Below are 26,303 nucleotides of genomic sequence, written 5' to 3'. Positions count from 1 at the left end.
TCGGCGAATATGGAACGCGGGATTGCGATGGGTTTAGTGCTTAAAGGACCGGACCGGATGGGTGAGGTGCTGGAGTTCAACAAAGTTGATGGCACGACTGTTGCCGCTAAAATCGTTGATCCGGTGTTCTATGATAAAGAAGGGGCCAAGCAAAATGTCTAATGCTGTCAGCGCATTGAACGGCCGCATGGCCCCCGGAGAAGTCACAATCCGCGAGGCAGGTTTGCGCGGCATGATCATCCTGCGCGGTGATTTGAATGACAAAAAACTACGTGCTGTCTGCAAGAAACTGTCCGGTTTAGATTTCCCCGCGCAAGGGCAAGCGCTCAGCGACGGTGACAAAGGCCTGTGCTGGATGTCGCCTGATGAAATACTGGTGCTGGTGCCTTACGCGCAGGTCGCAGACGCTGTCGCGCAGATCGACGCCGCACTTTCGGGTTCGCATTATCTGGCTGAAAACGTATCCGATGCGCGTGCGCTGATCTTGGTTGAAGGACCATTCGCGCGCGAGGTCATCGCGAAACTCGCCCCAGCGGATTTGCATCCTGACAGCTTTGGACCAGGGGCTTTTCGTCGGACGCGTTTGGGCCAGGTGGCAGCTGCGTTTTGGATGCGGGATACGGATACGTTCGCTGTGATCTGTTTTCGATCGGTGGCTTCGTATACGTTTGATTTATTGGCGGCCTCCGCAAAAGCAGGAGAAGTTGGCCACTTTTGAGTGCGGTGCACGCAGGCGCGATTTCATCGATCAGGTCAGTGGTGTGGCAGCGGGTGCGAGGTCATGAAGCTGCCTTACAGGGACGCGAAACTGCTTAAAATTGCAGCCAGTTACCGCAAATCGCGGCCATTGTTTCCAAATTGACGTCATAAGCCCTTAGTTACCTATGCTTTTGGGGTCGTCAAACGCCGTGCGGCTCCGCTATGATGTCATTACAAATTTCGTCAGTATTATTGTTGATTAGTTGGGCCGAGGGGTGAAAAGATGACCATCAAAGAAATTAACTATGCGCTGCATAGCTTCAAGAATGGCAAAGGCAATTATGCGGGATTGGTGCACAAGCTTTATAAGCTGGAATGTTCTGATGAGCTGATCAAAGCGATCGTTGTCGGTGCTTTTGGTGAAAAATTGCAAGACCGTGTGTTGCCTCTTATTGCCATGGTGCGTGCCTATGAGCACCTGTCGTCCTCCGAGCAAATTGATTTGTTGTATTCAATCGTCAATGATCAAGATGGAGACGTGGAAAGCGATGCCCTCAAGCAAAGAGCGGCCGGCTAGGGCGCACTTCGTTCAAAACTGGCGTTGGACAACGCAGTCCTGAACCCTTGACCTTCGCCGCGCATGTGACATGTACAGTTGTATCCTCGGTCCTCAATTCAGAAAGACACTTGATATGGCATTTTCACTTCCCGATCTTCCTTATGCACATGACGCTTTGGCGTCCAAAGGCATGTCCGCAGAGACACTCGAGTTTCATCACGACCTGCATCACAACGCTTATGTGACCAATGGCAATAAGGCGATTGAAGGCACTGAATGGGCGGACAAGTCCCTTGAAGAGATCATTGTTGGCACGTACGACAAATCGTCCGTCGCGCAGAACGGTATTTTCAACAACATCAGCCAGCTTTGGAACCACAACCAGTTTTGGGAAATGATGGGCCCGAATGGCGCAGCAATGCCTGGTGAGTTGGAAAAAGCTTTGGTTGAAAGCTTTGGTTCTGTCGATGATTTCAAATCCCAGTTCAGTGCAGCTGGCGCAGGCCAATTCGGTTCCGGCTGGTGCTGGTTGGTCAAAAACGCTGACGGGTCTTTGGCTGTGACCAAGACCGAAAACGGTGTGAACCCACTTTGCTTTGGTCAAACTGCGCTGCTGGGTTGCGACGTATGGGAGCATTCCTATTACATCGATTTCCGCAACAAGCGTCCTGTCTATCTGACCAACTTCCTTGATAACCTTGTGAACTGGGAAAACGTTGCTTCGCGCATGTAATCCTTGATCATCTGGACAATTCCAAAGGCCCGTGGGACATCTGTTTCACGGGCCTTTTTCTATAGGAGAACACGATGATCGGACCAACACTTGATGCGATTATCGCGGCCCGCGCGCAACTACAGGCGGACCTGATCGAGACGCCGATTTTACCCCTGACATCAGCGCGCTGGGATGGGGTTTTGCCGGACTGCGCAGGTGTGACAGTCAAGCTAGAGCTGTTTCAGCAAGTCGGGTCATTCAAGGCGCGCGGTGCCATGTTGGGTATGCGTGGCTTGACCGATCAACAGCGCACGGCTGGCGTCGTTGCCGCCAGTGGGGGCAATCATGCGTTGGCAGTGTCTTGGGCGGCTAAGGCTGCAGGCGTTGATGCGCTGATCACGATGCCCAAGGCGACGGACCCAGCTCGCATTGCAGGTTGCGAGGCGCTGGGAGCAACTGTGCAGCTTTATGACGACATGGCTGCAGCATTCGTTGCAATGAATGATGCGGCTGACAAAGGGCGCGTATTGATGCACCCGTTCGAAGCCGCGCATATGATCCTTGGATCAGCCACCTGCGGCTATGAATACGCGACACAAACGCCAAAAATAGATACTTACGTCATCCCTATCGGCGGGGGCGGCATGATTAGCGGCATGGCCTGTGCAATCAAACAGATGAACCCTGAAGCCCAGGTGCTCGGTGTTGAACCGTTCGGCGCTGACAGCATGACCCAAAGTTTTGCTGCCGGCCGTGCGGTACCTATCGGTAAAGTGGCCACAATCGCGGACAGCCTTGGTGCGCCCTTAGCGATGCCGTTAACATACGATGTCGCCCGCGCGCATGTGGACCGCATTGTGCGCATTACGGATCACGACATGCTTGCCGCGATGGATATTTATCAACAAAATCTGCGCATCACAGCAGAGCCTGCCTGTGCCGCATCGCTCGCGGCGATCCTTGGACCATTGAAAAATGACCTGAAGGGGCGGCAGGTCGGGATTATTGCGTGTGGATCCAACATCTCGTTGGAGCGATACGCGCAGCTTATGGCGGCGCTATAAAGCGGCTTTCAGCATGGTTTCCAGCTCTGCCACGTCTTCTGCCATTTGCACAAAAGACAAGATATTATCGCCCGCGAACCCGCTATCGACGACATGCTGCAACAGATCACACAATGGGTCCCAAAAACCGTCGATATTCAGCAAGATCAGTGGTTTTTCATGCAGTCCAAGCTGGCGCCATGTCAGCGCTTCAAAGAATTCATCCAGCGATCCTGCACCACCGGGTAGAACCACGACCGCGTCGGCGTTCATGAACATAACCTTTTTACGCTCGTGCATTGTTTCAGTGATTACAAATGTATCAAGGTCGCGTTTGCCAACTTCCCAATCCATCAAGTGGGTCGGGATAACGCCGAACGTGGCCCCGCCTGCCGCTTGAACCGCGTTTGCGACACGGCCCATCAAGCCCACATCACCTGCGCCATAGACCAGTCGCCAGTTATTCGCCGCGAGCATAGCGCCAGTTTCCAACGCAGCTTGGGCGAATTCGGGGCTATTGCCATCGCGAGAGCCGCAATAAACACACACTGATTTTTGAAATGTCGACATTGGGCACCTTTCGCCAAGCTTCGCTTTGACCGGTCATAGCCGCGTTGCTAAGGTGGCTCAACCACAAGCGGTGCAGGCCGCCGCAAAAGGCGTGACGATAGGGGCAAGTTGTGACTGAAAACGTGAAATCCGGCGTGAAGCCGATTGTGTTAGGTGGTGGCTTGGCCGTTGTTGTTGGGCTGGCAATCGTTGCATTCTTGCCCGAACCGCAAGTGGCGCAAGATGTACCGGCGCAAGTGACATTGCCTGCTGCCCAAGACGTGGCGGTCGTTGCAGAGCCTGAGATTGCCGTGATGCCCGTTGCCGCCGAGACGCCCGTCGTTCCGGTACTGCCAACCGGGCCAGAGTTCGATACCTTTCGCGTTGAAATTGATGGCAGCATGGTGATTGCTGGCCGTGCAGATGCTGGCCAGACTGTTGCGATTATTCTGTCTGGCGAAACACTTGATTTGGTCACCGCAGACAACAGCGGAAACTTTGTGGCGTTGCCGCTTGCTGGCCCGTCTGACCAGCCGCGCAGATTGTCTTTGCTGGCTGATCCCGATGGCGCAGCGATTCCGTCCGAGACAAGCTTTATGGTCGCCCCGATTGCTGCGCCGGTTATTGTTGCAGCGTTAAGTGAACCGCCAGCAGCTGTCGAAGGCACCGCGACAGCGGCCTTGCCAGAAGCGCCGCCCGAACCTGCGGCCCCCGTTGTTGCAGATAGTCCTGCCGTAGCACCGACGGTTTTGCAGGCTGATGCGGATGGCGTGCGTGTTGTGCAGGATGCGGCAGGGGCGGGCGCAGGAAACGTCGCACTTGATGCGATCACTTATGATCCCGATGGCGAAGTCCAACTGTCAGGCCGCGCAACGGGTGATGGTGCTGTGCAGGTCTATATCGACAATGAACCGGTGACGACGTCAGTGGTGACGCAAGGCGGCGATTGGCAGATTGAATTGCCGCAAATCGACACCGGCATCTACACGCTCCGCATTGACGAGGTGAACGAAGACGGCGCTGTTGTGTCGCGGCTTGAAACGCCGTTCAAACGCGAAGAACGGGCCGAAGTCGCGGCGGTCTTGGCCGAGGAAACAACAGTTGACGGGTTCGAAGTCGCAGTCAAAACAGTGCAACCTGGTGCTACTCTTTGGGCGATTGCCGAAGAAAATCTTGGGTCCGGCATTTACTACATTGAGGTATTCGAAGCCAATAGCGATCTTATCCGCGATCCTGATCTCATTTACCCCGGTCAGATCTTCAGGATCCCTGAAATCTCGCAATAATCCATCTGCCTCTGGTCATCGCCTCTGCGGCCTCCTAAATAGAGGGGCCGCAATTCGGAGTTCTTATGCGCAGCCTCACTAAAACTGCTGAAAATCTTGATGATGCCAAAGTCCAAGGCTGGGGCGTGATCAAACGCGTCGTACCTTATCTGTGGCCCGAGGGTGAAACTTGGGTCAAGCGCCGCGTCGTGATAGCCATTGCCGTACTTGTCCTGTCAAAGCTTATCGCTGTTAGCACACCTGTTCTTTATAAGCAGGCCGTTGACGCGCTGGCCCCTGACGGGGCTTCTGCTGCGACAATTCTCGGGTTTGGCGCAGTTGGTCTAACCCTGGCTTACGGTTTAGCGCGCTTGATGACAGTCGGCTTCCAGCAATTGCGCGATGTGGTCTTTACCAAGGTAGGCCAGCGCGCCCTGCGGCAACTGGCACTAGAGACATTCACGCATATTCACCGCCTTTCGATGCGCTATCATATCACCCGCAAAACCGGTGGTTTATCGCGGATCATTGAACGCGGGGTCAAAGGCGTTGATTTCCTTTTACGTTTCTTGTTGTTCTCGATCGGGCCTTTGGTGCTTGAGCTGTTGATGATCGCTGTTATCTTGTTTTTCTTGTTTGATGTCTGGTATTTAGCTGCCGTTGTCGTGACGATCGCCCTTTATGTCTGGTTCACTTTCAAAGTGACTGAATGGCGCGTCAAAATCCGCAAAGAGATGAACGACCAAGACACAGACGCCAATCAAAAGGCCATCGACAGCCTGCTCAACTTTGAAACGGTGAAATACTTCGGCGCAGAGCGTTGGGAAGCGGATCGCTATGACGTTGCGATGGCGCAGTATGAAAATGCAGCGATCCGGACCAATTATTCACTGGCCTTCCTGAACTTTGGCCAGTCGGTGCTGATCACTGGCGGTTTGGTTGTCGTGATGGTCATGGCTGCCGTTGGCGTGCAGCGCGGTGATCTGACTGTTGGCGATTTTGTGATGGTGAACGCTTATATGATCCAGATCACCATGCCGCTGAACTTTTTGGGCACGGTTTACCGCGAAATCCGGCAAGCTTTGATCGATATGGGCGACATGTTTGACCTGCTCGAACAACCTGCAGAAGTGAATGACAAACCGAACGCCAAGGATTTGGTGGTGAACGGTGGCCGCGTGTCATTGCAAAACGTAAGCTTTGGCTATGATGCCGCGCGCCCGATCCTAAAGGGTGTGACGCTTGAGGTGGAGCCGGGGCAAACTGTGGCTATCGTGGGCTCGTCCGGGTCTGGCAAATCGACCATTGGGCGGTTGTTGTTCCGGTTCTATGATGTGGGCGGCGGTGCATTGCTGATCGACGATCAAGACGTACGCGACGTCACTCAAACAAGCCTGCACGCGTTGATCGGCGTGGTCCCGCAGGACACCGTTTTATTCAATGATACGGTGCATTATAACATCGCCTACGGCCGCCCGACAGCGGGCGAGGACGAGATTATCGCCGCCGCAAAATCCGCCAAGATCCACGATTTTATCCAAAGCCTGCCTGACGGCTATCAAACCACCGTGGGTGAGCGTGGATTGAAGCTCTCAGGTGGTGAAAAACAGCGTGTCGGCATTGCGCGCACCTTGCTTAAGAACCCGCCGATCCTGCTGCTGGACGAGGCGACTTCCGCGCTCGACACTGAAACTGAGATGGAAATTCAGGCAGAGCTGAAGGCAATGGGCGAAGGGCGCACTGTGATCACGATTGCACACCGACTTTCGACAATTGCCGATGCTGACCGGATTGTCGTGCTCGAGGACGGTGTGATCGTCGAAGAGGGACGGCACGATGATCTGCTCGCTGCTGACGGGCGCTACGCGCATCTTTGGAACAGGCAGTCGGAAGAAGAGGAACTGGTTTAAGGTTGGTCAGATTTTGATCACAAAAAAGGCCCGCATCACTGCGGGCCTTTTGTTTATTCTGCCGCTTGCATCGATGACTTAAGGGGCACCGCAACTGTTGCGGGTTCGTCTTCGGTCCATATGAATTCTGGCGTTTTGATCCGCGACGCTTGTTTACGCAATGCCCAATCGCGGGCGGCGCGGCTGCTGCGGCCCATAGATAGTTTGGCAAACAGTTGTGCGAACCATTCCAGATAGGTCACAAACCAAACCCGTGCGGCTAGCATGGATGGGGTGAACACCAGCGTCAGCATCGTCGCGATCCCAAGGCCAAATACAACGGCAGTCGCCAGTTGTTTCCACCAAAGTGCTGTCGGGCTGTCGATCGAATAGCCACCGTTCATGAAATCAAGACTAAGCCCAAACATCATCGGCGCAAGGCCCGCCATTGTGGTGATTGTGGTTAACAAAACAGGACGAATACGCGCTTCGGCGGTCCGCGTAATCGCCTCTGCCTTAGGCATGTATTTGCTGAATTCTTGATACGTATCAATCAAGATGATGTTGTTATTCACCACGATCCCGGCCAAGGCCACGATCCCCGTACCGGTCATAATGATCGAGAACGGTTGATCCATGACCAACATACCGACCAGTGATCCGGCCGTCGACATCACAACCGCCATAAGCACCAGCAGCGAATTGTAAATGCTGTTAAACTGCGCCAGCAGGATGATGAACATCAGACCCAGAGCGCCTGCAAAGGCGGTTTGCAGGAACGCGCCGGATTCGGCTTGGTCTTCTTGGTCGCCGGTCCATTCCCAATCGATTGAGGCGGGAAGGGGGCTGGTGTCCAGCCATTCAGTTAGGACTGCGATACGCTCGTTGGCGTTCAATGGGGCTTCTATCACGTCGCCTGCATCGACCAATGCCGTCAGATCAGCAGACGTGGTTTCGCCCAAAAGCGTTTCGACGGCATAGCGGTCCATGCCAATGGCCTCTTCGCTGACAATGCGCACAACGGCGACGGCATCACCGTCGACGACAAGATTGGTAAGGCCAGCCGTCACACCTGCTTTGACGTCAAAGTAGCGCTGCTGTTCAATCCGGTCGATCTGGGCCAGCTTTTTGACAGGGGTGCGCGTGATGAAGTTCGACAGTGGTATCAGCCCTTCGTTCGTGCGGACCTTGAGGCTATCAAGTGTCGACAAGACGCGGTCTTCATCAGGCAATCGAACGCGGATTTCGATTTCCTCGTCCGATGAATCGACACGCATCGTATCCAGCAAGATACCGCGTGTGACCATCTGCACCATCGCACCGACGGACGCGACATTGGCGCCGTAGCGCCCTGCTTTTTCAACATCGACGTTGATCTGCCAATCGATACCGGGAAGAGGCAATGAATCTTCTATCTGGGTCAGACCGGCTGTCTGCTCAAACTGCCTGCGTGCAGTTGTCGTCGCTGCCTGCAGTTCGTCCCAGTTGTCGCCTTTCAGCCGCAAATGCACAGGTTTACCCGATGCAGGGCCGCGCGCTTGGGCCAATATTTCGGTCTCGATGCCGGGGATCGTGTTCAGTTGTTCCTGGATTTCCGCCAGAACCACATCACCGTCAAGCTCGGCAATACCTGCGCGGTCTTCCCATGGGATCGTTTCAAGCTGGACCTGACCCACAGTATCAACGGGTGTGCTTGCCCCACTTGCATCCGTATTCAGGCCGCCGTCACCCGCAAAGGAAAACGCTGTGATGACGCCGGGATGTGCCAGCACGATTTCTTCGGCTTGGCGGACCAGATCGTCTTTTTCTTCCAGTGACAGGTTGCCGCGTGCGCGGACGTAAACGATAGCTTGCTCCGGCTCTGATTCCACAAAGAACTCAACGCCGTTGTTGTTCGCGCCATAGTAGCCAAAGATCGAAATGACTGTGAAAATCACAGCCCCGATTGTGACCAATGGCATCACAGGGTTGCCGACAATGAAGTGCATGAAGTAGCCAAAGGGCGAACGGCGATAGCCGGCTTTGATTGTCTTTTGTGCCCGTTCAATGCGCGCTGCACCGACGGTGATTGACAACAGGAAAGCACCAACAAGAAACAGCATGATCCCCGGCAGGCTGTCGCCGAACCCGCCGGTTTGCACGGCTTCACCAGAGAGATAGCCAGGGTTGAGTGTCAGCATCGCGCCCGTAAAGACGACCATGATCGCAGGGACCACCAATGCCGCACAAACAACCCAAGGCAGGCGTGCGCGCAAGCCATCAGATGCATTGCCGAACATGCGGCTCATCCGGCCTGTGACGCCGCCCATGACGGGCAGATAGATCAGTGCTACGACCAGCGATGCGCAAAGAACGAAGATCAGTGTGACGGGCAGCATGCCCATGAATTGCCCCGGCACACCCGGCCAGAACAACATCGGCAGGAACGCACAAAGTGTTGTCGCTGTTGATGAAATGATCGGCCAGAACATACGCTTTGCTGCTTCGACATAGGCCTCCATCGGGCCAGAGCCGTCGCGGATACGTTTATCGGCGTATTCAACGACAACAATCGCGCCATCCACCAGCATGCCCACAGCAAGGATAAGTCCGAACATCACAATGTTCGAAATGGTGATTTCCATGACCGCGAGCAGTGCAAAACACAGCAAAAAAGACGTAGGGATCGCAAAGCCAACCAGCAGTGCAGGACGGGTGCCCAGTGTGGCCAATACGACAATCATCACCAGCGCAATCGCTGTCAGAACCGAGCCTTCAAGCTGGCTGACCATGGATGCCACGTTGCGTGATTGGTCATTGGATGTGCCGACTTGGATCGCGGATTGCAGTTCAGGGGACCAGCTAGCGCGTTCCTCTGCCACGACTTCTTTGAGCAACGCAGTCGTGTCGATCAGGTTATACCCCTTCCGCTTGACCACTTGCAAAGCCACCGTGTTCACACCGTTAAAGCGCGCAGTGCCGATGCGGTCTTCGAATGTCAGGCGGATCGTGGCCAAATCACCCAAGGTAATCACGCGGTCGCCATTGGTCTTGACCGGCAAGTTATACACGTCCTGAGGTTCATTGAACGACGACGGTATTTTGACCGCGAATGTGCCTTGTGCGGTTTCGACCTCGCCTGCCGCAATCAGCAGGTTGTTGTTGGTCACAACACCGATCAGTTCGCCTGCAGTAACGTTATATGCCTCGAGCCGCAGTGGATCGATGACAACTTCAAGCATCTCGTCGCGCTGTCCGGCAAGGCCTGCCTCAAGGACAGCATCCATTTCTTCGATGCGGTCCTGCAAATCTTTGGCGACGCGCAGCAATGTGCGTTCGGGCACGTCACCCGTCAGGTTCACGATGATGATGGGGAATTCGGAGAAGTTAATCTCGTTGATGGAATATTGGTCTGCGCCACTGGGAAACTGCGCTTGGGCGTTGTTCATCGCGGACCGGATGTCAGCGAGGACTTTGGTTTTGTCCCACCCAAATTCAAATTCGAGGGCAACGCCTGCGTAGCCTTCTGCGGCTGTTGCAGACATGGTTTTTAGGCCGTCCAGATCGGACAGTTCCGATTCCATCGGACGGACCAGCAGTGTTTCACTGTCTTCGGCGGAAATGCCTGGGAAGGGGACAGAGACGAAAATCGCTGGGATTTCGATGTCCGGTTCGCCCTCTTTGGGCAGGCCGACATAGGCCATGCCACCCGCCAATAAAGAGAGGCCAATAAAGGCAAGAACCATGCGGGCGCGTGAGGCGGCCCAGTCAACTAAACCTGTCATCCCTTAGCTTCCGTAAATGTTGGTGCGACGCGCACACCGTCTATGACAAATTCTTGGCCGACCGTGATAATATCCACGGCCTCTGGCAGGCCTGCGACCCACACGCCTTGTGCGGTGTCACGCAACAAGGTGACCGGCATGAACGCCACAATATTGCCTGCGGCAACCGTGCGTACGCCCAACACGCCGTCATCGTCCAGCGTGAGAGAGGATTGCGCGATCAGATGTGCGGTTTGACCATCCGAGGCGACCAGAATTTCGGCTGTCTGGCCGTCACTGATGCTTAGATCATCGTTGGCGACAGTAACTTCGACGCGGAATGTACGGGTCAATGGATCTGCACTGCGCGACAAGAACGTAACGCGACCGCGGACTTCTTGGCCGCTTGTTAGACGTGCCCCAGCCATTGCGCCCACGTTAACTTTGGCGACGTCAGCTTCCGGCACGAACCCAACCAGTTTGATCTCGTTGAGCTGAATGATCGTGGCACATGGTGTGCCCATCTGCATCAACGCGCCCAACTCAACTGTGTCCGTTTCCAACAAGCCCGAGAATGGTGCGACGATTGTAAGCTTGTCGATCTCGCGGGTTGCCGCGGCGACGCCTGCTTGGGCGGCTTCTATGCCCGCCTGTGCAGACGCAATTGCCGATTGGGCGCGTAAGACGCCTGCGGTTGCGGCTTCCATTGCGGCCTCGGCGCTGACAACGCGGGTTTCAGAGGCGAAACCGTCCTCTGACAATTTCTGGGCTGCGTTCAGGTTGACCTCTGCTTCGCGCACGCGAGCATTCGCCTCGAGAACTCCTGCTTCGGCTTCGGGGGCGCGGCCTTGGGCTTCGGCCAATCTGGCACGGGCTTCGGCCAAGGATGCTTCGCGTGTGCCGGGGGCAAGGCGGCAGACGACGTCACCCGCGTTCACAAAGGCGCCTTTGCGCAGGGGTTCTGAAATCACAAGACCTGTTGTCTCGGATGCGACAGTGACCTGACGGGCCGCTTCGGTGCGGCCGCGCAAGATCACAGCGCTGTCGATTGTTTGAGCAACGGAATGAATTGCGACGACGCCGACAGTCGAATCGCGGACGACAACATCCGGCGTTTCCGCTTCGGCCATGTCCTGCGATTCTTCGGCGGGTGCGGGTTGCGCAAAATCAAACAGGCGATCGCGTTCAAAAACCAACAAATAGAGGCCTGCGGACACCAAAAGCGCGGTGAGCACCGGAATGATTTTCATATCGTTCTTCCTTTGGGCGATCAGCCGTTCAAATAGACTGACGTTCTTTTCTAAAGTCTTTACGGGACCTATAGCCCCTCAGATCACATTTATGTACTAAACTACTTAGTTCACTTTACCGACTAGGCTCCCTTACGGCAAGTCTACAATTCCGCGTGAGAACGGGGATCATTGTGGGGTTTTGCGGCTCTGCTCTTGTTCATTGTGCTGGCTTCACGATATGTACGCCAAGAACAGAATGATAACCTGACAATATTGGGGACTAAGGTGAGCGACACCGACAGTTTTATTAACGAAGTCACCGACGAAGTGCGCCGCGAAAAGCTATTTGGCTATTTGCGCCGGTATGGATGGATCGGTGTGGCTTGTGTGCTTTTGCTCGTGGGTGGGGCGGCGTTCAATGAGTACCGCAACGCCCAAGTACGGGATACGGCCCAAGCGACTGGCGATGCCTTGCTTTCTGCCCTGGAAGAGAACGACGCCGCTGTGCGTGCAGCCGCCCTTGAGAGTGTCGAAGCCCAAGGCAATTCAGCTGCAGTGACGTTGTTATTGCGTGCCGCGACCCAACAAGAGGCGGGCGACATTGCTGCGGCAAGTGAAACGCTGAACACATTGGCCGTCGATCCCGATGCTCCGCAAATGTACCGCGATCTGGCTGCGTTCAAAGCTGCCGCTTTGCCGTCGGACGACACTGCTGCACGCAAAGCTGCGCTAGAGGCTTTGTCTGCCCCCGGCCTGCCGTTCAGCCTTTTGGCGTCAGAGCAGTTGGCATATGTGGCTCTTGCTGACGGTGACACCGACGCGGCCCTTGCCATTTTGCGTCGCATTGAAGAAGACGCTGCCGTATCGCGCGGCTTGCGCGAACGCGTCCAGACCATCATGGTGGCTTTGGGCGAACCGTTGCCCGAAACTGTGAACCAGTAAAAGCGCAGATTGGATCTGATCGTGACAATAAAAGTAACGCTTGCCGCCGTGTCTTTGGCCTTATTGGCAGCATGTGGCGAAGATGACCTGATTTTGCCTGGTGAACGGTTTGACGTCCGCGAGCAGGCCGTTTTTGCAAATCAAATTGCACCTCTTGCGCTGCCTGCCGCGCAGGTAAATACCAGTTGGGGGCACCGCAATGGCAACCCAAGCCATAGTATCACGCATCCCGCACTCGGATCTGATCTAAGCCCTGTGTTTGTTGCAAATATCGGCGAAGGTGACAGCCGCCGCGCGCGCATAACGTCCCATCCGGTTGTTGCGAGCGGTGTCGTATATACGATCGATTCCCTTGCTTTGGTGACAGCAACGTCGGTTGATGGCGCGGCCCTTTGGTCACGTGATTTGACCCCGTCGGGTGGTGATCGCGGCGATGCGTCCGGTGGTGGTATTTCCGTCAGCAACGGGCAGGTTTATGTCACTACCGGTTATGGCGAAATATCGGCGCTTGATGCGTCAACAGGGGCGACCGTTTGGGTGCAAGACCTTGATGCGCCGGCCAATGCTGCGCCAACTGTGCGCGGTGATCTGGTTTATGTTGTGGCGCGTGATAGTACTGCTTGGGCGCTTGATATCAGCAATGGTCGTGTGCGCTGGCAGCAAGCTGGCGTGCCGTCGTCTGCAAACTTTGGCGGCGGGGCATCCCCTGCGACCAGTGGCGAATTTGTCGTGTTCCCGTTTCCGTCGGGTGAAGTACTGGCAACATATCCTTTGGGCGGCATCCCGCGGTGGTCGACTGTCGTATCTGGCGACAGGGTTGGCAGTGCGGCATCCGTAATCAGTGATATCGCAGGCGATCCGGTGATTTCCGGTGACCGCGTCTATATCGGCAACTTTGGCGGCCGCAGTGTTGCGATCAACCTGACTGATGGTACCCGCCTTTGGACGGCTGCAGAAGGGGCGATCAGCCCGATCTGGCCAGTTGGTAATGCTGTGTTCTTAATAAATGATATCAACGAGTTGACCCGATTAAATGCAGATACAGGTCTGCCTGTTTGGCGCGTCCAGCTCCCTACTTTCGAGGGTGGCGAACGCACGCGCAATCAAAGCAGCATCTTCACCCACTACGGGCCTGTTTTGGCCGGTGGGCGCTTGATTGTGACGTCCTCTGACGGTGTGATCCGGCAATTTGATCCGACCTCTGGCGCGCTGATTGGACAGATCGCATTGCCCGGTGGTGCCGCCTCTGGGCCGGTTGTTGCAGGCGAGACGCTTTATGTCTTAAGCAAAACAGGTCAATTGCACGCTTTCCGTTGACATAGAATTGGTGTAGCCGCGCAGGTCTAGACCCGTCAGGAGCATATCATGAGTTTTACCCTTGCCATTGTGGGGCGTCCAAATGTGGGCAAATCCACTTTGTTCAACCGCTTGGTTGGCAAGAAACTGGCCTTGGTCGATGACCAGCCGGGGGTGACGCGCGACCTGCGCGAAGGCGAGGGGCGCATTGCGGACCTACGCTTTACTGTCATCGACAGTGCCGGTCTGGAAGAGGCGACCGACGACAGCTTGCAGGGCCGCATGCGCCGCCTAACTGAGCGCGCGGTCGAGATGGCCGATGTGTGCCTATTTATGATTGATGCCCGTGCAGGCGTTCTGCCCGCCGATCAGGTGTTTGCGGATATTCTGCGCAAAAAGAACGCCAACGTGATTCTTGCCGCGAACAAAGGCGAAGGCCGCGCGGCTGACGCCACAATCCTAGAAGCCTACGCGTTGGGTCTGGGAGAGCCTATCCGCATGTCCGCCGAACACGGTGAAGGCATGGGAGAGCTAATGGACGTTTTGCGTCCGCTCCATGATGCGATGGCCGAAAAAGCCGCCGCTGATGCACCAGAGATTGACGTCGATGTCGGCGAAGATGACGAGGACGCACCGCGCGTGCCGACCAAGTCCAAGCCATTGCAGATTGCGGTCGTTGGCCGTCCGAATGCCGGCAAATCCACGCTGATCAACAAGATCATCGGGGAAGAGCGTCTTTTGACCGGACCAGAGGCGGGCATCACCCGCGATGCGATTTCCGTCCAGCAAGATTGGGACGGGGTGCCGATGCGTATCTTTGATACGGCAGGCATGCGCAAAAAGGCGAAAATCCAAGAGAAGCTGGAAAAGCTATCGGTTTCTGACGGCTTGCGCGCGGTAAAGTTCGCCGAAGTTGTCGTGGTTCTGTTAGACGTCGAAATTCCGTTTGAACAGCAAGACCTGCGCATTGCCGATCTGGCCGAACGCGAAGGCCGCGCGGTCGTGATTGCAGTGAATAAATGGGATACCGAGGACGACAAGCAAGACAAGCTCAAGGATTTGCGCCAAAGCTTTGAACGTCTGTTGCCCCAGTTGCGCGGCGCACCTTTGGTGACGGTTTCTGCCAAAACGGGCAAGGGCCTTGATCGTTTACAGCAAGCCATTATGCGGGCGCATGATGTGTGGAACCGCCGGATTTCAACGGCGAACCTGAACCGTTGGTTGATTGGCATGCTTGAACAGCACCCACCACCCGCACCGGGCGGCAAGCGCATCAAGATGCGTTACATGACCCAAGTGAAGACACGACCGCCTGCGTTTGTTGTGATGACGTCACATCCGGACATGATGCCGGAAAGCTATAAGCGCTATCTTGTCAACGGTTTACGCGTCGACTTTGACATGCCTGGCACGCCGATCCGGTTGTATCTGCGTGATCAGGGTGACAAGAACCCGTACAAAGACAAGAAGTCGTCGCAGCCGTCGCGCCTATCAAAACACATCAAAAAGGGTGCAGGCGACCGGTAGGACGGGTCAGCGCGATCAGGCTTAGCAAGATTGCGATGCCAACTGCTGCGAGGGCCGATACGGTCGAGACGTCGGCTTGGTTTGCCACGATGATAGCGACCAGCGCCCAGACCACGGTTAGTCCGTAGGACGGCTCGCCAGTGCGCAGCAGGACGGCGGTTGCCACTGCTAGTGCGCCCAAGATGCCAAGGTAGGCCCAGCCCAGTTGACCCGTCACGATGCCATAGCCAGCAGCTGTGCTGCCCAGTGAAACGAAAGATGCTGCTGTCAGCCAGCCAGCGTAGATTCCAACCGGGACTTTGAACAGCCAATAGTCTGCTTTGGGTGCGCGTATCAGTGCCAAGATTGCGCCGACCGCCATCACAAATATCAAAACTGTCGCCCAGATTGCGCTGTTATTGGCAACGGCAAGCCACGGCGTGCCAACCCCGAGGCTGACAATCAGAGGCAACCGCGCACGATCCCATGCCGGATCAGCGCCACGCTTCCAGATGCCAAAACCAGCCGATACAACGAGCCCACCATAGATCAGCCCCCAGATCGCAAAGGCATAACCCGCAGGCTGCACGGGTGGGTTGATTTGCGGTATAGGCAGTTGATCAGGGCTAAATCCGCTAAAGGGCGAGGTCAGGGCAGGTGACACCACAAACGTGAGTGTCAGGATCAGTGTGATCAGTGCATAAAAATGTTTCATACCAAACCAACTAGCCCGCCTTTGGTAAGTTCCACAGTATTCACGCGGCCTTGATGGTTCAAATCATCTGCCCGTCTGCATTGATTTTCGTTTTGCCGCGCAAATAGGGGTGCAGGGCAGTTGGCAATACCACTGACCCGTCTGCTTGCTGGCCGTTCTCGACGACCGCAATCAAGGTGCGCCCGACCGCAAGGCCAGAGCCGTTCAGCGTGTGCACAAACTGCGGTTTACCGCCGCCTTCGGGCTTGTAGCGCGCGTTCATGCGGCGTGCCTGATAGTCACCTGCCAGCGAGACAGAGCTGATTTCGCGGTACGCACTTTGCCCCGGTAACCACACTTCGATGTCGTGGGTTTTACGCATGCCAGCGCCCAGATCGCCGGTGCACAAAACGACGGTGCGGTAAGGCAATTCTAGCTTTTCAAGGATCGCTTGAGCTTGCGACGTCATGCGGTCATGCTCCGCGGCACTTTCTTCTGGCCGCGTTATGCTGACCATCTCGACTTTTTCGAACTGGTGTTGGCGCAGCATGCCGGACGTGTCGCGGCCTGCTGATCCCGCTTCAGAGCGGAAACATTGCGTATGAGCCACATAACGGCGGGGCAGGTAGCTTTCTTCAACGGTTAGGCCGTTTACGATATTGGTCAGCGTGACCTCTGCCGTGGGGATCAGCCACCAGCCGTTCGTGGTTTGATAGCTGTCTTCGCCAAATTTCGGCAATTGACCCGTGCCGTACATCATTTCTTCGCGCACCAGAACGGGGGTGATCGTTTCAGTCAGGCCATGTTCTTCGACATGCACATCAAGCATGAATTGCGCTAAAGCGCGGTGCAGACGCGCGACAGCGCCAGAGAGCAGCACAAAGCGACTGCCGGAAAGTTTGGCCGCCGTTTCAAAATCCATGCCGGGGCGGATGGCGGGGATGTCGAAATGCTCGATCGCAGGAAAATCCAGCGTTGGCGGTGTGCCAAAGCGGTGAATTTCGACGTTATCGGCTTCATCCGTGCCATCCGGGATAGACGGGTCTGGCAGGTTGGGAATACCCATCAACAGATCGGTGAGGGCGGTATCCTCGGCTTTTGCTTCATCATTAAGTGCTGCGATTTGCGATTTCTTTTCGGCGACCAGTGCGCGCAGGCGCTCGAATTCAGCGTCATCACCGCGCCCTTTGGCGGCGCCGACTTCTTTGGCGGCTTTGTTGGCTTCGGCTTGCGCACTTTCTGCTGCGAGGATTTTTGCACGGCGGGCTTCGTCCATCGCAAGTATCCGGGACGATACCGGTGCAATCCCACGGCGAGACAAAGCTGCATCAAAAGCAGCGGGGTTGTCACGGATTGTCCGAATATCATGCATAGCATCTGTCCTTTTTGCGTATTTGGTGCGGCCCATATGCCTGATTAAGCGGGCCAAGTGAACTGCGAAATGATCCGATCAGGTGCTTGTCGATTGCTTTTGGGGGCATCCTTTCCCATATGGGTAAAAAGACCGTGTCGTGGCACCGCAATCGTGGTTGCCATTCAAGGGGAGCGGACATAATGTGCCGCGACTTTCTAAGGCATTAAGCCGCACTGAATAAGGGATGGAATATGAGACCTGCTGACCTGATTATGCTCCTGTTAATTTTCGGGATCATGTATTTCCTGTTAATCCGTCCACAGCAAAAAAAGCTGAAAGAGCACGCAGCCATGCTTGCGGGCCTGCGCCGTGGCGACCAGATCATCACCCAAGGCGGTGTTGTCGGTAAGATCGTCAAGGTTAAAGAAGACGACAGCAATGAAGTCGAAGTCGAGATTGCAAAAGGCGTGAACGTGCGCGTGGTGAAATCGACAATTGCGACTGTGATGAACAAGACCGAGCCGGCAAAAACCTAAAACACGGCCGGAAAAGGCGCGCTTTATGCTTAATATCTCGTTTTCCAAGCTGGTGATGATCTGGTTGACGGTCATCGTCGGCTTGGCGTTTGCTTTGCCCAACGGCTTTTACGGGCGGGTTGAAACGCACAATGACGCGATGGCGATCATTGATGCGGGCCAGACCAATGCAGAACTGGAAGCGGATGCCGCGCAGTGGCCCAGCTTTTTGCCGTCGAACCTGGTGAACCTTGGCCTTGATCTGCGCGGTGGCGCGCATCTGTTGGTCGAAGTGCAGGTCGAAGACGTGCATGCGTCCTTCCTAGAAGGTTTTTGGCCATCGGTGCGCGATGCGCTCGCGGCAGAGCGTGATACCGTCGGGTTTGTTACCCGCGAGGATAGCCCCGCCACCGAATTGCGCGTGCGTATTTCAGAGCCAGAGGGCGCGACACAAGCGTTTCAGATCGCTCGTGGCCTAGGATCGCCAGTTGCGTCGTTTACTGGCGCCGCATCAACGAACATCGACGTTGAAATCGATGGCACGCTTCTGACGATCACGCTTAGCGAAGCTGAAATGGTGGCAATGAACGAGCGTACGATCATGCAAACGCTTGAAATTATCCGCCGCCGGATCGACGAGGTTGGCACGCGTGAGCCAACAATCCAGCGCCAAGGTTCCGAGCGGATTCTAGTGCAGGTGCCGGGTGTCGGTTCCGCCAACGAAATTATCGAATTGCTGGGCACAACCGCGCAGCTGACGTTCAACCCTGTTCTTGGGCGTGCGGCAGATGCAGATGCGTCACCCGGCACGGGCAACATCCTTGTGCCTGCGCTGGATGAACCGAATGTCTTCTATATTCTTGAACGCCGCCCCGTTGTCACAGGAGAAGACCTCGAGAACGCGCAGTTGGACTTTGATCAAAACGGCCGCCCTGCGGTTGCCTTCCGGTTTAATACCTCTGCCGCGCGCGAATTTGGTGACTATACGCTTGAAAACATTGGCAGTCCTTTTGCGATTGTGCTGGACAACCAAGTGATTTCGGCGCCGACAATCCAAAGCCATATTCCAGGCGGGTCGGGCATTATCACAGGCAACTTTGACGTTGAAGAAGCGACAAACCTCGCCGTTTTGTTGCGCGCTGGCGCTCTGCCTGCGGAACTGACGTTTCTTGAAGAGCGCACCATCGGGCCAGAACTGGGTGCTGATAGCATTGCTGCAGGTCAGATTGCCTGCATCGTCGCCGCAATCGCAATTCTTGTTTACATGGTGCTGAGCTATGGTTTGTTTGGCGTATTCGCCAATATAGCGCTGATCATCAACGTCGGTTTGATTTTTGGACTGCTGAGCATTGTAGGCGCTACTTTGACGTTGCCCGGTATTGCAGGGATCGTGCTGACAATCGGTATGGCGGTGGACGCAAACGTTATTGTCTTCGAGCGTATCCGCGAAGAGCTGAAAACCGCGAAAGGCCCCGCACGCGCGATTGAGCTGGGCTATGAAAGGGCGCTTTCATCGATCATCGACGCTAACATCACCACATTTATGACGGCCGTGATTTTGTTCACTATCGGCTCTGGTCCGGTCAGCGGCTTTGCCGTGACCTTAGGCTTTGGTATCGTCACATCCGTATTCACCGCGATTTTCGTGACAAGGTCCTTGATTGTGATCTGGTTCTCGCGCACCCGCCCTAAGACAATCGAGGTTTGATATGCGCCTGAGACTGGTACGCGACGACACGTCCATCGATTTCTTTAGCAAAGCCCGTATTTGGCTGGGCATTTCAATGGTGGCGATGGTCGTCGCTTTCGCGTCATTCCTGATCCAGGGATTGAACTACGGTATCGATTTCCAAGGCGGCACAAGCATTCGGACAGATAGTGCGATTGTGGTTGATGTGGCGCAGTACCGATCTGTGCTAGAGGCGCTTGATCTTGGTGATATTTCTATCGCCGAAGTCGACGATCCGCTATTTGACGAAGATCAGCATGTGGCTTTGGTCCGCGTGCAAGCCCAAGAGGGCGATGAACGCATCGCTTCTGAAACGATTGAAGCTATCCAAACAGCTTTGCGCACAATTGATCCCGGTATGACGTTCCCGTCGGTTGAATCTGTGGGCCCCAAGGTATCAGGCGAATTGATCCAGACGGCGATTATCGCTGTCGCCCTCGCGGTTGTGGCGATCCTGCTTTATATCTGGATGCGGTTTGAATGGCAGTTTGCGGTGGGCGCGGTTGTCGCGCTGGCACACGATGTGATCCTGACAATCGGCATCTTTTCGGAACTGCAGATCAAATTTGATCTGGCGATTATTGCGGCTTTGCTGACAATTGTGGGCTATTCGATTAATGACACTGTCATCGTCTTTGACCGCGTACGAGAAAATCTGCGCAAGTATAAGAAAAAGGACCTCAAAGAGGTTCTGAACCTGTCGATTAATGAAACGCTAAGCCGGACATTGATGACATCGGTTACCACGATGTTGGCGCTGCTTGCGCTATTTATCTTGGGCGGCGACGTGATCCGTGGTTTTGTGTTTGCGATGATGTGGGGCGTTCTGATCGGAACGTATTCGTCTATTTTCGTAGCATCTACGATCCTGTTGGTCTTGGGTGTTAAGCGCGACTGGTCCAAGAAAGACCCAAGTGCGGGCACGAAATACGGCCACATCGAAACCTAAGAGGGTTGCCATGCGCCTGAATGAAATCAGCTACAACGACGCCTTGCCAATCGATGGCTATGGGACCGGCTTTTTTCGCGTTGGCGGCAAGAAATGCGAAGGATCGATTGTGGTGCTTCCAACGGGCGTTACGGCGTGGGGCGGGTTCGCGGACACTGATACGCTTTTGGCCGCAGTCAAAGACATCGACGTGCTTTTTGTTGGAACAGGGGCAGAAATTGCGCATCCGCCCAAGGATTTCCGCATCATACTAGAGGACGCGGGCATCGGGGTCGAAACGATGGCCTCGCCGGCTGCCTGCCGCACATACAACGTCTTATTGTCAGAGGGGCGGCGCGTGGCTGTGGCCCTTTTGCCTGTCTGAATGCTGCGCGTTCAAAACTTTGCATGTGCCCGCGGTGGCGTGCCGGTTCTGGCCGGTGTTAATTTTGAAGTTGAAGCAGGCAATGCTCTCATCCTGCGCGGTCCCAACGGGATTGGTAAAACCACATTGCTGCGTAGCTTGGCAGGATTGCAGCCAGCAACCCAAGGCACTGTAGAATTCCCAGATGATGAAGGCGCCTATGCCAGTCACGCTGATGGGATCAAAACCGCGCTGACAGTGACCGAAAACCTGAAGTTTTGGGCGGATGTTCATGGCGCACGCTTACCTGCGGATATCTTGGATACCTTTGACTTGTCTGACTTGCGCGACCGCTTGGGGGGTACTTTGTCGGCGGGCCAAAAGCGCCGCTTGGGATTGGCGCGTTTAGGAGTAATTGGCCGCAAAGTTCTGTTCTTGGACGAACCCACCGTTTCGCTGGATGGGTTTTCCGTAAAGTTGTTTGCCAATTGGCTGCAAAATACACATTTGGCCGCTGGCAGGATTGCAGTCATTGCAACGCATATCGACCTTGGCCTGTCAGCGCCCGAGTTAGACCTGACACCGTTCAAAGCCGCACCCGATGCTGGCGGCGGATCAGATGAGGCGTTCTTGTGATTGCCTTGCTGCTGCGCGATCTGCGCTTAGCGATCCGTGCGGGTGGCGGTTTCGGGCTGGGGCTCGCGTTTTTCTTGATTGTCGTAGTTCTGGTGCCTTTCGGTGTTGGTCCTGACACTGAACTGTTGTCGCGCATCGCGCCCGGGATCTTGTGGGTTGCATCACTTTTGGCGGCATTGCTATCGCTTGATCGAATTTTTGCACTGGATTACGAAGATGGGTCGCTGGCTTTGCTCGCGACATCGCCGCTGCCGCTTGAAGGGGTTGCGATGGTCAAAGCTGCGGCACATTGGATCACCACGGGATTGCCGCTTACTTTGGCAGCCCCGGCGCTTGGTTTTCTGTTAAGCCTTACGCCAGAGGCCTATCCCTATTTGCTGCTTTCTTTGCTGATCGGCACACCCGCCTTGTCGATGATTGGCACGTTCGGTGCGGCATTGACGGTGGGCTTGCGGCGGGGTGGGTTGTTGTTGTCACTGCTTGTTCTGCCGCTTTATGTGCCGACCTTGATTTTCGGGGCAGAGGCGATCCGGCGCGGGGCAGAGGGCCTTGATCCAACCGGCGCGCTGATGTTGATGGCAGGGATCACGGCGGGCAGTTTTGCTTTGCTGCCGTTTGCCACTGCGTCCGTGTTACGCATCAATCTACGGTGATCAGGGATTGAGGGCCGCAATGAGGAAGGATAGATAAGCGCCATGTCGATGTGGGAATATGCCAATCCGAAACGCTTTATGGGCTGGACCAGACCGGTGCTGCCTTGGACCTTTGCGCTTGCAGGGGCTTGCCTTGTTGTCGGTTTGATTTGGGGCTTTTTCTTTACGCCCGATGACTTCCGGCAAGGATCGACGGTTAAAATCATTTACCTGCACGTTCCCGCCGCACTTATGGCGATTAATGCATGGATCATGATGTTGGTTGCGTCTTTGATTTGGGTCGTGCGCAGGCACCATGTGTCAGCGCTGGCTGCGCGTGCAGCGGCGCCTATCGGCGTCGTATTCACGCTGATCGCGTTGTTTACAGGCGGCATTTGGGGGCAACCAATGTGGGGGACCTATTGGGCGTGGGACCCGCGGCTGACTTCGTTCTTGATCCTGTTTTTGTTCTATCTGGGCTATATCGCCCTTTGGGAAGCCATTGAGGATCCTGATACTGCGGCTGATCTGACAGCCGTCTTGTGCATGGTCGGTTCGGTCTTTGCAATTCTGTCGCGCTACGCGGTTTTGTTCTGGAACCAAGGGCTGCACCAAGGGGCATCGCTGTCGCTTGATAAGGAAGAAAACGTTGCGGATGTTTTCTGGTTGCCGCTGTTGGTTTGCATCGCGGGTTTTGTTTTGCTGTTCATCGCATTGGTGCTTATGCGTACCCGTACTGAAATTCGCGCCCGTCGCATTCGGGCCCTAGAAGCGAGGGCGCGCCGTGCCTGATCTTGGAAGCTATGCCATCGAAGTTTTATCCGCTTATGCTGTAAGCATCGCGCTTTTGGCAGGGATCGTTTGGCTAAGCTGGCGACGCTACGCTAAAGTGCGCGCCGCATTGGAACAGGCTGAAAAGAATGGCTAAAATATCGCCCCTGATGATTATGCCGCCGGTGATTTTCGCGGCACTCGCTGGACTGTTCCTATCTGGCATGTTGCGCGACAACCCTGATGAGTTGCGGTCGACCTTTGTCGGGAACCAAGCGCCAGCGGTGCCGTTGGAGGCCGTGCAAAGCACCCAACAATTGACCGACGCGGACTTGCGGACGGGTGATGTGACAATCGTGAATTTCTGGGCCAGCTGGTGCCCACCGTGCCGTGCCGAACACCCCAATTTGCTTGATCTTCAGGCCCAAGGGTACCGGATTGCAGGGATCAATTTTCGTGATCAACAGCCGCAGGCATCAGAATACCTGTCCAATTATGAAGACCCGTTCTTTGCCACCGGCTTTGATTTGCGTGGCAGGGTGGCGATTGACTGGGGTGTGACGGCCCCGCCCGAGACATTCATCGTGGATGGGGATGGGACGGTTTTGTTCCGGTTTGTAGGTCCGCTGGTTGGGTCGGATTACGAACAACGGTTTTTGCCGGAGCTGGCGAAAGCTATGGAGTAAGGCGCCACGCAAAACCCAAGACAAGTAGAGAAACAAAAAAGCCCAGTCACATGACCGGGCTTTTTCGCATTTATGGTCGTTACGCTTAAGAGGCTTTCGCCAGATTGCGCAGCACATAGTGCAGCACACCGCCATTTTCGATGTACTCAATCTCGACCGCGGTATCGATGCGGCATTTGACTGTGATCTCCTTGACGGAACCGTCTGCCATGGTGATTTTGGCAGTCATGTCCTGAAGTGGCTTCACGCTGTCCAAACCTTCGATAGTCACTGTTTCTTCGCCGGTCAGACCTAGCGAATTACGGTTGTCACCGCCCGTGAATTCGAAAGGCACCACGCCCATACCAACAAGGTTGGACCGGTGGATACGTTCGAACGATTCTGCGATCACTGCTTTGACGCCGAGCAAGGCTGTTCCTTTGGCCGCCCAGTCACGCGAAGACCCTGCACCGTATTGTTCGCCTGCAAAGACGACCAGCGGTGTGCCTGCGTCTTGGTGCGCCATTGCGGCGTCAAAGATTGACGTCTGCGCGCCATCGGGGCCTTTGGTATAGCCACCTTCGACACCGTCCAGCATCTCGTTCTTGATGCGGATGTTGGCGAATGTACCGCGCATCATGACTTCGTGGTTACCGCGACGCGATCCGTAAGAGTTGAATTCGCGCACCGGTACCTGACGTTCAATCAGATACTGACCAGCAGGGGTCGTGTCTTTGAACGAACCAGCCGGGCTGATGTGGTCGGTTGTGACCATGTCGCCAAGTACAGCAAGAACCTTGGCGTCGACGACGTTTTTGATTGTGCCTGCGTCCTTTGACATGCCTTTAAAGTATGGCGGGTTCTGGACGTAAGTTGATGCAGCGGGCCAGTCGTAGGTTTCGCTGTCAGTCGTTTCAACAGCTTGCCACTTTTCGTCGCCTTTGAACACATCAGCGTACTTGCTGATGAACGCTTCGCGGGTGACGGTTTTTTCAACAAGCGCGTTGATCTCGGTCGAGGTCGGCCAGATGTCTTTTAGGTAGACATCATTGCCGTCTTGATCCTGACCAAGCGGTTCACTGGCCATGTCGATGTCCATTGTACCAGCCAACGCATAAGCGACGACCAATGGCGGTGAGGCCAGATAGTTCGCGCGCACGTCTGGTGAAATCCGGCCTTCAAAGTTGCGGTTACCGGACAAGACAGATGTCGCGACCAGATCACCTTCGGCGATGGCGTCGGACAGTTCTTTCTGGATCGGCCCAGAGTTACCGATGCAGGTCGTACAGCCATAGCCAACAAGGTTAAAGCCAACCTTATCAAGATCTTCTTGCAGGCCTGCGGCCTCTAGGTATTCAGAAACAACCTGTGAACCGGGGGCCAGAGATGTTTTAACCCAAGGTTTGCGGTTCAGGCCCAAGGCCGCTGCTTTACGCGCCACAAGGCCCGCGCCGATCATCACGTAAGGGTTGGATGTGTTGGTGCAGGACGTGATCGACGCGATAACAACCTTGCCCGAGGACAGCGTGTAATCTTCGCCAGCGACGACGACTTCTTTGTTCATTGGACGCTTGAATGTTTCTTCCATTTCGCGCGTGAATGCGGTCTTGGCGTCGGTCAATGCAACGTAGTCTTGCGGACGCTTGGGGCCTGAAATCGCAGGAACGATTGTCCCCATATCAAGGTGCAGGGTGTTGGTGTAGACTGGTGCATAGTCAGCGCCGCGCCAGAAACCGTTTTCCTTGGCGTAAGCTTCGACCAGCGCGATGCGGTCTTCGTCACGACCTGTGTTACGCAAGTAGCGCAGCGTTTCGTTGTCGATCGGGAAAAAGCCACATGTCGCGCCATATTCCGGTGCCATGTTTGCGATTGTCGCACGGTCGGCCAGGGGCAGAACGTCCAAACCTGCGCCGTAGAATTCAACGAATTTGCCGACAACACCAAGGTTGCGCAACATTTCGACGACTTTCAGCACGAGATCGGTACCAGTTGTGCCTTCGACCATCTGTCCTGTCAGCTCAAACCCGACGACTTCGGGGATCAGCATCGACACAGGCTGGCCGAGCATTGCAGCTTCGGCTTCAATACCGCCAACACCCCAACCAAGAACGGCCAAACCGTTAACCATTGTGGTGTGGCTGTCTGTACCGACGAGTGTGTCAGGATAGGCTACTTCATCGCCGTTCTGGTCTTTGTCGGTCCAAACGGTTTGCGAAAGATACTCGAGGTTTACCTGGTGGCAGATACCAGTGCCCGGTGGCACAACGCGGAAGTTATTGAACGCGCCTTGGCCCCATTTCAGGAACTGGTAGCGTTCCATGTTCCGCTCGTATTCGCGGTCAACGTTCATCTGGAACGCACGCGGGTTGCCAAATTCGTCGATCATCACAGAGTGGTCGATGACCAGATCAACAGGGTTTAGCGGGTTAATCTGCTGGGCGTCGCCACCAAGGGCCACGATCCCGTCGCGCATCGCGGCCAGATCGACCACGGCTGGAACGCCGGTGAAATCTTGCATCAATACGCGGGCAGGGCGGTAAGCGATTTCGCGGGGGTTCTTGCCGCCGTTGTCGGCCC

Annotated in this window: 25 protein-coding genes; 19 read left to right on the top strand and 6 right to left on the bottom strand. The window is 55.4% G+C overall.

The features are described 5' to 3' along the window. The 5 genes from QZ197_RS04710 to QZ197_RS04690 form a co-directional block, all read left to right on the top strand. A partial coding sequence (locus QZ197_RS04710) for a glycine cleavage T C-terminal barrel domain-containing protein (protein WP_296430590.1) occupies positions 1 to 162 on the top strand: 162 nt, incomplete at its 5' end. Next, positions 155 to 718 (top strand): sarcosine oxidase subunit gamma family protein, encoded by a 564-nt coding sequence (locus tag QZ197_RS04705; RefSeq protein ID WP_296430588.1) that lies wholly within the window; start codon positions 155 to 157, stop codon positions 716 to 718. The genes QZ197_RS04710 and QZ197_RS04705, both read left to right, overlap by 8 nt. Before the next feature lie 264 nt (positions 719 to 982). Beyond that, positions 983 to 1,276: a hypothetical protein gene (locus tag QZ197_RS04700; RefSeq protein ID WP_296430586.1), complete on the top strand. Its 294-nt coding sequence runs from the start codon at positions 983 to 985 to the stop codon at positions 1,274 to 1,276. Positions 1,277 to 1,391: 115 nt separating this feature from the next. Beyond that, on the top strand, positions 1,392 to 1,991 hold the full coding sequence (locus QZ197_RS04695; protein ID WP_296430584.1) for a superoxide dismutase: 600 nt from the start codon (positions 1,392 to 1,394) through the stop codon (positions 1,989 to 1,991). Positions 1,992 to 2,065: 74 nt separating this feature from the next. Next, complete coding sequence (locus QZ197_RS04690; RefSeq protein WP_296430582.1) at positions 2,066 to 3,037, top strand: pyridoxal-phosphate dependent enzyme; 972 nt, start codon at positions 2,066 to 2,068, stop codon at positions 3,035 to 3,037. Here the strand turns inward: QZ197_RS04690 and QZ197_RS04685 are convergent. Continuing rightward, on the bottom strand, positions 3,032 to 3,586 hold the full coding sequence (locus QZ197_RS04685) for a TIGR00730 family Rossman fold protein (protein ID WP_296430580.1): 555 nt from the start codon (positions 3,584 to 3,586) through the stop codon (positions 3,032 to 3,034). The two genes, QZ197_RS04690 and QZ197_RS04685, sit on opposite strands and share 6 nt — an antisense overlap. A 110-nt stretch (positions 3,587 to 3,696) precedes the next feature. On the opposite strand from QZ197_RS04685, the gene QZ197_RS04680 reads away from it, so the two are divergent. Next, complete coding sequence (locus QZ197_RS04680; RefSeq protein WP_296430578.1) at positions 3,697 to 4,851, top strand: LysM peptidoglycan-binding domain-containing protein; 1,155 nt, start codon at positions 3,697 to 3,699, stop codon at positions 4,849 to 4,851. Positions 4,852 to 4,916: 65 nt separating this feature from the next. Next, positions 4,917 to 6,740: an ABC transporter ATP-binding protein/permease gene (locus tag QZ197_RS04675; RefSeq protein WP_296430576.1), complete on the top strand. Its 1,824-nt coding sequence runs from the start codon at positions 4,917 to 4,919 to the stop codon at positions 6,738 to 6,740. A gap of 53 nt (positions 6,741 to 6,793) precedes the next feature. Here QZ197_RS04675 and QZ197_RS04670 read toward each other — a convergent pair whose 3' ends face one another. Next, a complete protein-coding gene (locus QZ197_RS04670; protein WP_296430575.1) occupies positions 6,794 to 10,483 on the bottom strand; it encodes an efflux RND transporter permease subunit in 3,690 nt (1,229 codons plus the stop codon). Then, complete coding sequence (locus QZ197_RS04665; protein WP_296430573.1) at positions 10,480 to 11,712, bottom strand: efflux RND transporter periplasmic adaptor subunit; 1,233 nt, start codon at positions 11,710 to 11,712, stop codon at positions 10,480 to 10,482. Before QZ197_RS04665 ends, QZ197_RS04670 begins: the two co-directional genes overlap by 4 nt. Before the next feature lie 267 nt (positions 11,713 to 11,979). Here QZ197_RS04665 and QZ197_RS04660 point away from each other — a divergent pair, with 267 nt between their 5' ends. From QZ197_RS04660 to der, 3 genes are read left to right on the top strand one after another with little or no spacing between them, the layout of a single operon-like run. Next, positions 11,980 to 12,636, top strand: a complete 657-nt coding sequence (locus QZ197_RS04660; protein ID WP_296430571.1) for a tetratricopeptide repeat protein — start codon at positions 11,980 to 11,982, stop codon at positions 12,634 to 12,636. A 21-nt stretch (positions 12,637 to 12,657) separates the two neighbouring features. Further along, positions 12,658 to 13,953: a PQQ-binding-like beta-propeller repeat protein gene (locus QZ197_RS04655; RefSeq protein ID WP_296430569.1), complete on the top strand. Its 1,296-nt coding sequence runs from the start codon at positions 12,658 to 12,660 to the stop codon at positions 13,951 to 13,953. Positions 13,954 to 14,001: 48 nt separating this feature from the next. Beyond that, positions 14,002 to 15,459: a ribosome biogenesis GTPase Der gene (gene der, locus QZ197_RS04650; protein ID WP_296430567.1), complete on the top strand. Its 1,458-nt coding sequence runs from the start codon at positions 14,002 to 14,004 to the stop codon at positions 15,457 to 15,459. Here der and QZ197_RS04645 read toward each other — a convergent pair. Further along, on the bottom strand, positions 15,434 to 16,153 hold the full coding sequence (locus tag QZ197_RS04645) for a hypothetical protein (RefSeq protein WP_296430565.1): 720 nt from the start codon (positions 16,151 to 16,153) through the stop codon (positions 15,434 to 15,436). The two genes, der and QZ197_RS04645, sit on opposite strands and share 26 nt — an antisense overlap. A 58-nt stretch (positions 16,154 to 16,211) precedes the next feature. Beyond that, entirely contained in the window at positions 16,212 to 17,504 is a 1,293-nt protein-coding gene (gene serS / locus QZ197_RS04640) for a serine--tRNA ligase (RefSeq protein WP_296430564.1), read from the bottom strand. 233 nt (positions 17,505 to 17,737) lie between these two features. Here serS and yajC point away from each other — a divergent pair, with 233 nt between their 5' ends. From yajC to QZ197_RS04595, 9 genes are read left to right on the top strand one after another with little or no spacing between them, the layout of a single operon-like run. After that, positions 17,738 to 18,022 (top strand): preprotein translocase subunit YajC, encoded by a 285-nt coding sequence (yajC, locus tag QZ197_RS04635; protein WP_296430561.1) that lies wholly within the window; start codon positions 17,738 to 17,740, stop codon positions 18,020 to 18,022. A 25-nt stretch (positions 18,023 to 18,047) separates the two neighbouring features. Then, positions 18,048 to 19,709 carry a protein translocase subunit SecD gene (gene secD / locus QZ197_RS04630; protein WP_296430559.1) on the top strand — a complete coding sequence of 554 codons (1,662 nt, stop codon included), beginning with the start codon at positions 18,048 to 18,050 and terminating at the stop codon, positions 19,707 to 19,709. A 1-nt stretch (position 19,710) separates the two neighbouring features. Beyond that, positions 19,711 to 20,679, top strand: coding sequence for a protein translocase subunit SecF (secF, locus tag QZ197_RS04625; RefSeq protein ID WP_296430557.1), 969 nt, complete (start codon positions 19,711 to 19,713; stop codon positions 20,677 to 20,679). Positions 20,680 to 20,689: 10 nt separating this feature from the next. Next, positions 20,690 to 21,043 (top strand): Mth938-like domain-containing protein, encoded by a 354-nt coding sequence (locus tag QZ197_RS04620; protein ID WP_296430556.1) that lies wholly within the window; start codon positions 20,690 to 20,692, stop codon positions 21,041 to 21,043. Next, positions 21,044 to 21,658 carry a heme ABC exporter ATP-binding protein CcmA gene (gene ccmA, locus QZ197_RS04615; protein WP_296430554.1) on the top strand — a complete coding sequence of 205 codons (615 nt, stop codon included), beginning with the start codon at positions 21,044 to 21,046 and terminating at the stop codon, positions 21,656 to 21,658. It abuts the gene before it with no gap. After that, positions 21,655 to 22,311 (top strand): heme exporter protein CcmB, encoded by a 657-nt coding sequence (gene ccmB / locus QZ197_RS04610; RefSeq protein WP_296430551.1) that lies wholly within the window; start codon positions 21,655 to 21,657, stop codon positions 22,309 to 22,311. The genes ccmA and ccmB overlap by 4 nt, the downstream gene beginning before the upstream one ends. A gap of 42 nt (positions 22,312 to 22,353) precedes the next feature. Then, positions 22,354 to 23,082, top strand: a complete 729-nt coding sequence (locus QZ197_RS04605) for a heme ABC transporter permease (protein WP_296430549.1) — start codon at positions 22,354 to 22,356, stop codon at positions 23,080 to 23,082. Beyond that, the gene (ccmD, locus tag QZ197_RS04600; RefSeq protein WP_296430547.1) at positions 23,075 to 23,218 is read left to right on the top strand and encodes a heme exporter protein CcmD; all 144 of its coding nucleotides are present in this window, start codon (positions 23,075 to 23,077) and stop codon (positions 23,216 to 23,218) included. The genes QZ197_RS04605 and ccmD overlap by 8 nt, the downstream gene beginning before the upstream one ends. Further along, on the top strand, positions 23,211 to 23,747 hold the full coding sequence (locus QZ197_RS04595; protein ID WP_296430545.1) for a DsbE family thiol:disulfide interchange protein: 537 nt from the start codon (positions 23,211 to 23,213) through the stop codon (positions 23,745 to 23,747). The genes ccmD and QZ197_RS04595 overlap by 8 nt, the downstream gene beginning before the upstream one ends. A gap of 85 nt (positions 23,748 to 23,832) precedes the next feature. Here QZ197_RS04595 and acnA read toward each other — a convergent pair. After that, positions 23,833 to 26,303 (bottom strand): aconitate hydratase AcnA (gene acnA / locus QZ197_RS04590; RefSeq protein ID WP_296430543.1); only part of this gene is annotated, 2,471 nt, incomplete at its 5' end.

It is taken from the genome of Yoonia sp. (assembly GCF_017854415.1).
Taxonomy (GTDB): Bacteria; Pseudomonadota; Alphaproteobacteria; order Rhodobacterales; family Rhodobacteraceae; genus Yoonia.
This window is presented reverse-complemented; position numbering and strand designations above follow the sequence as displayed.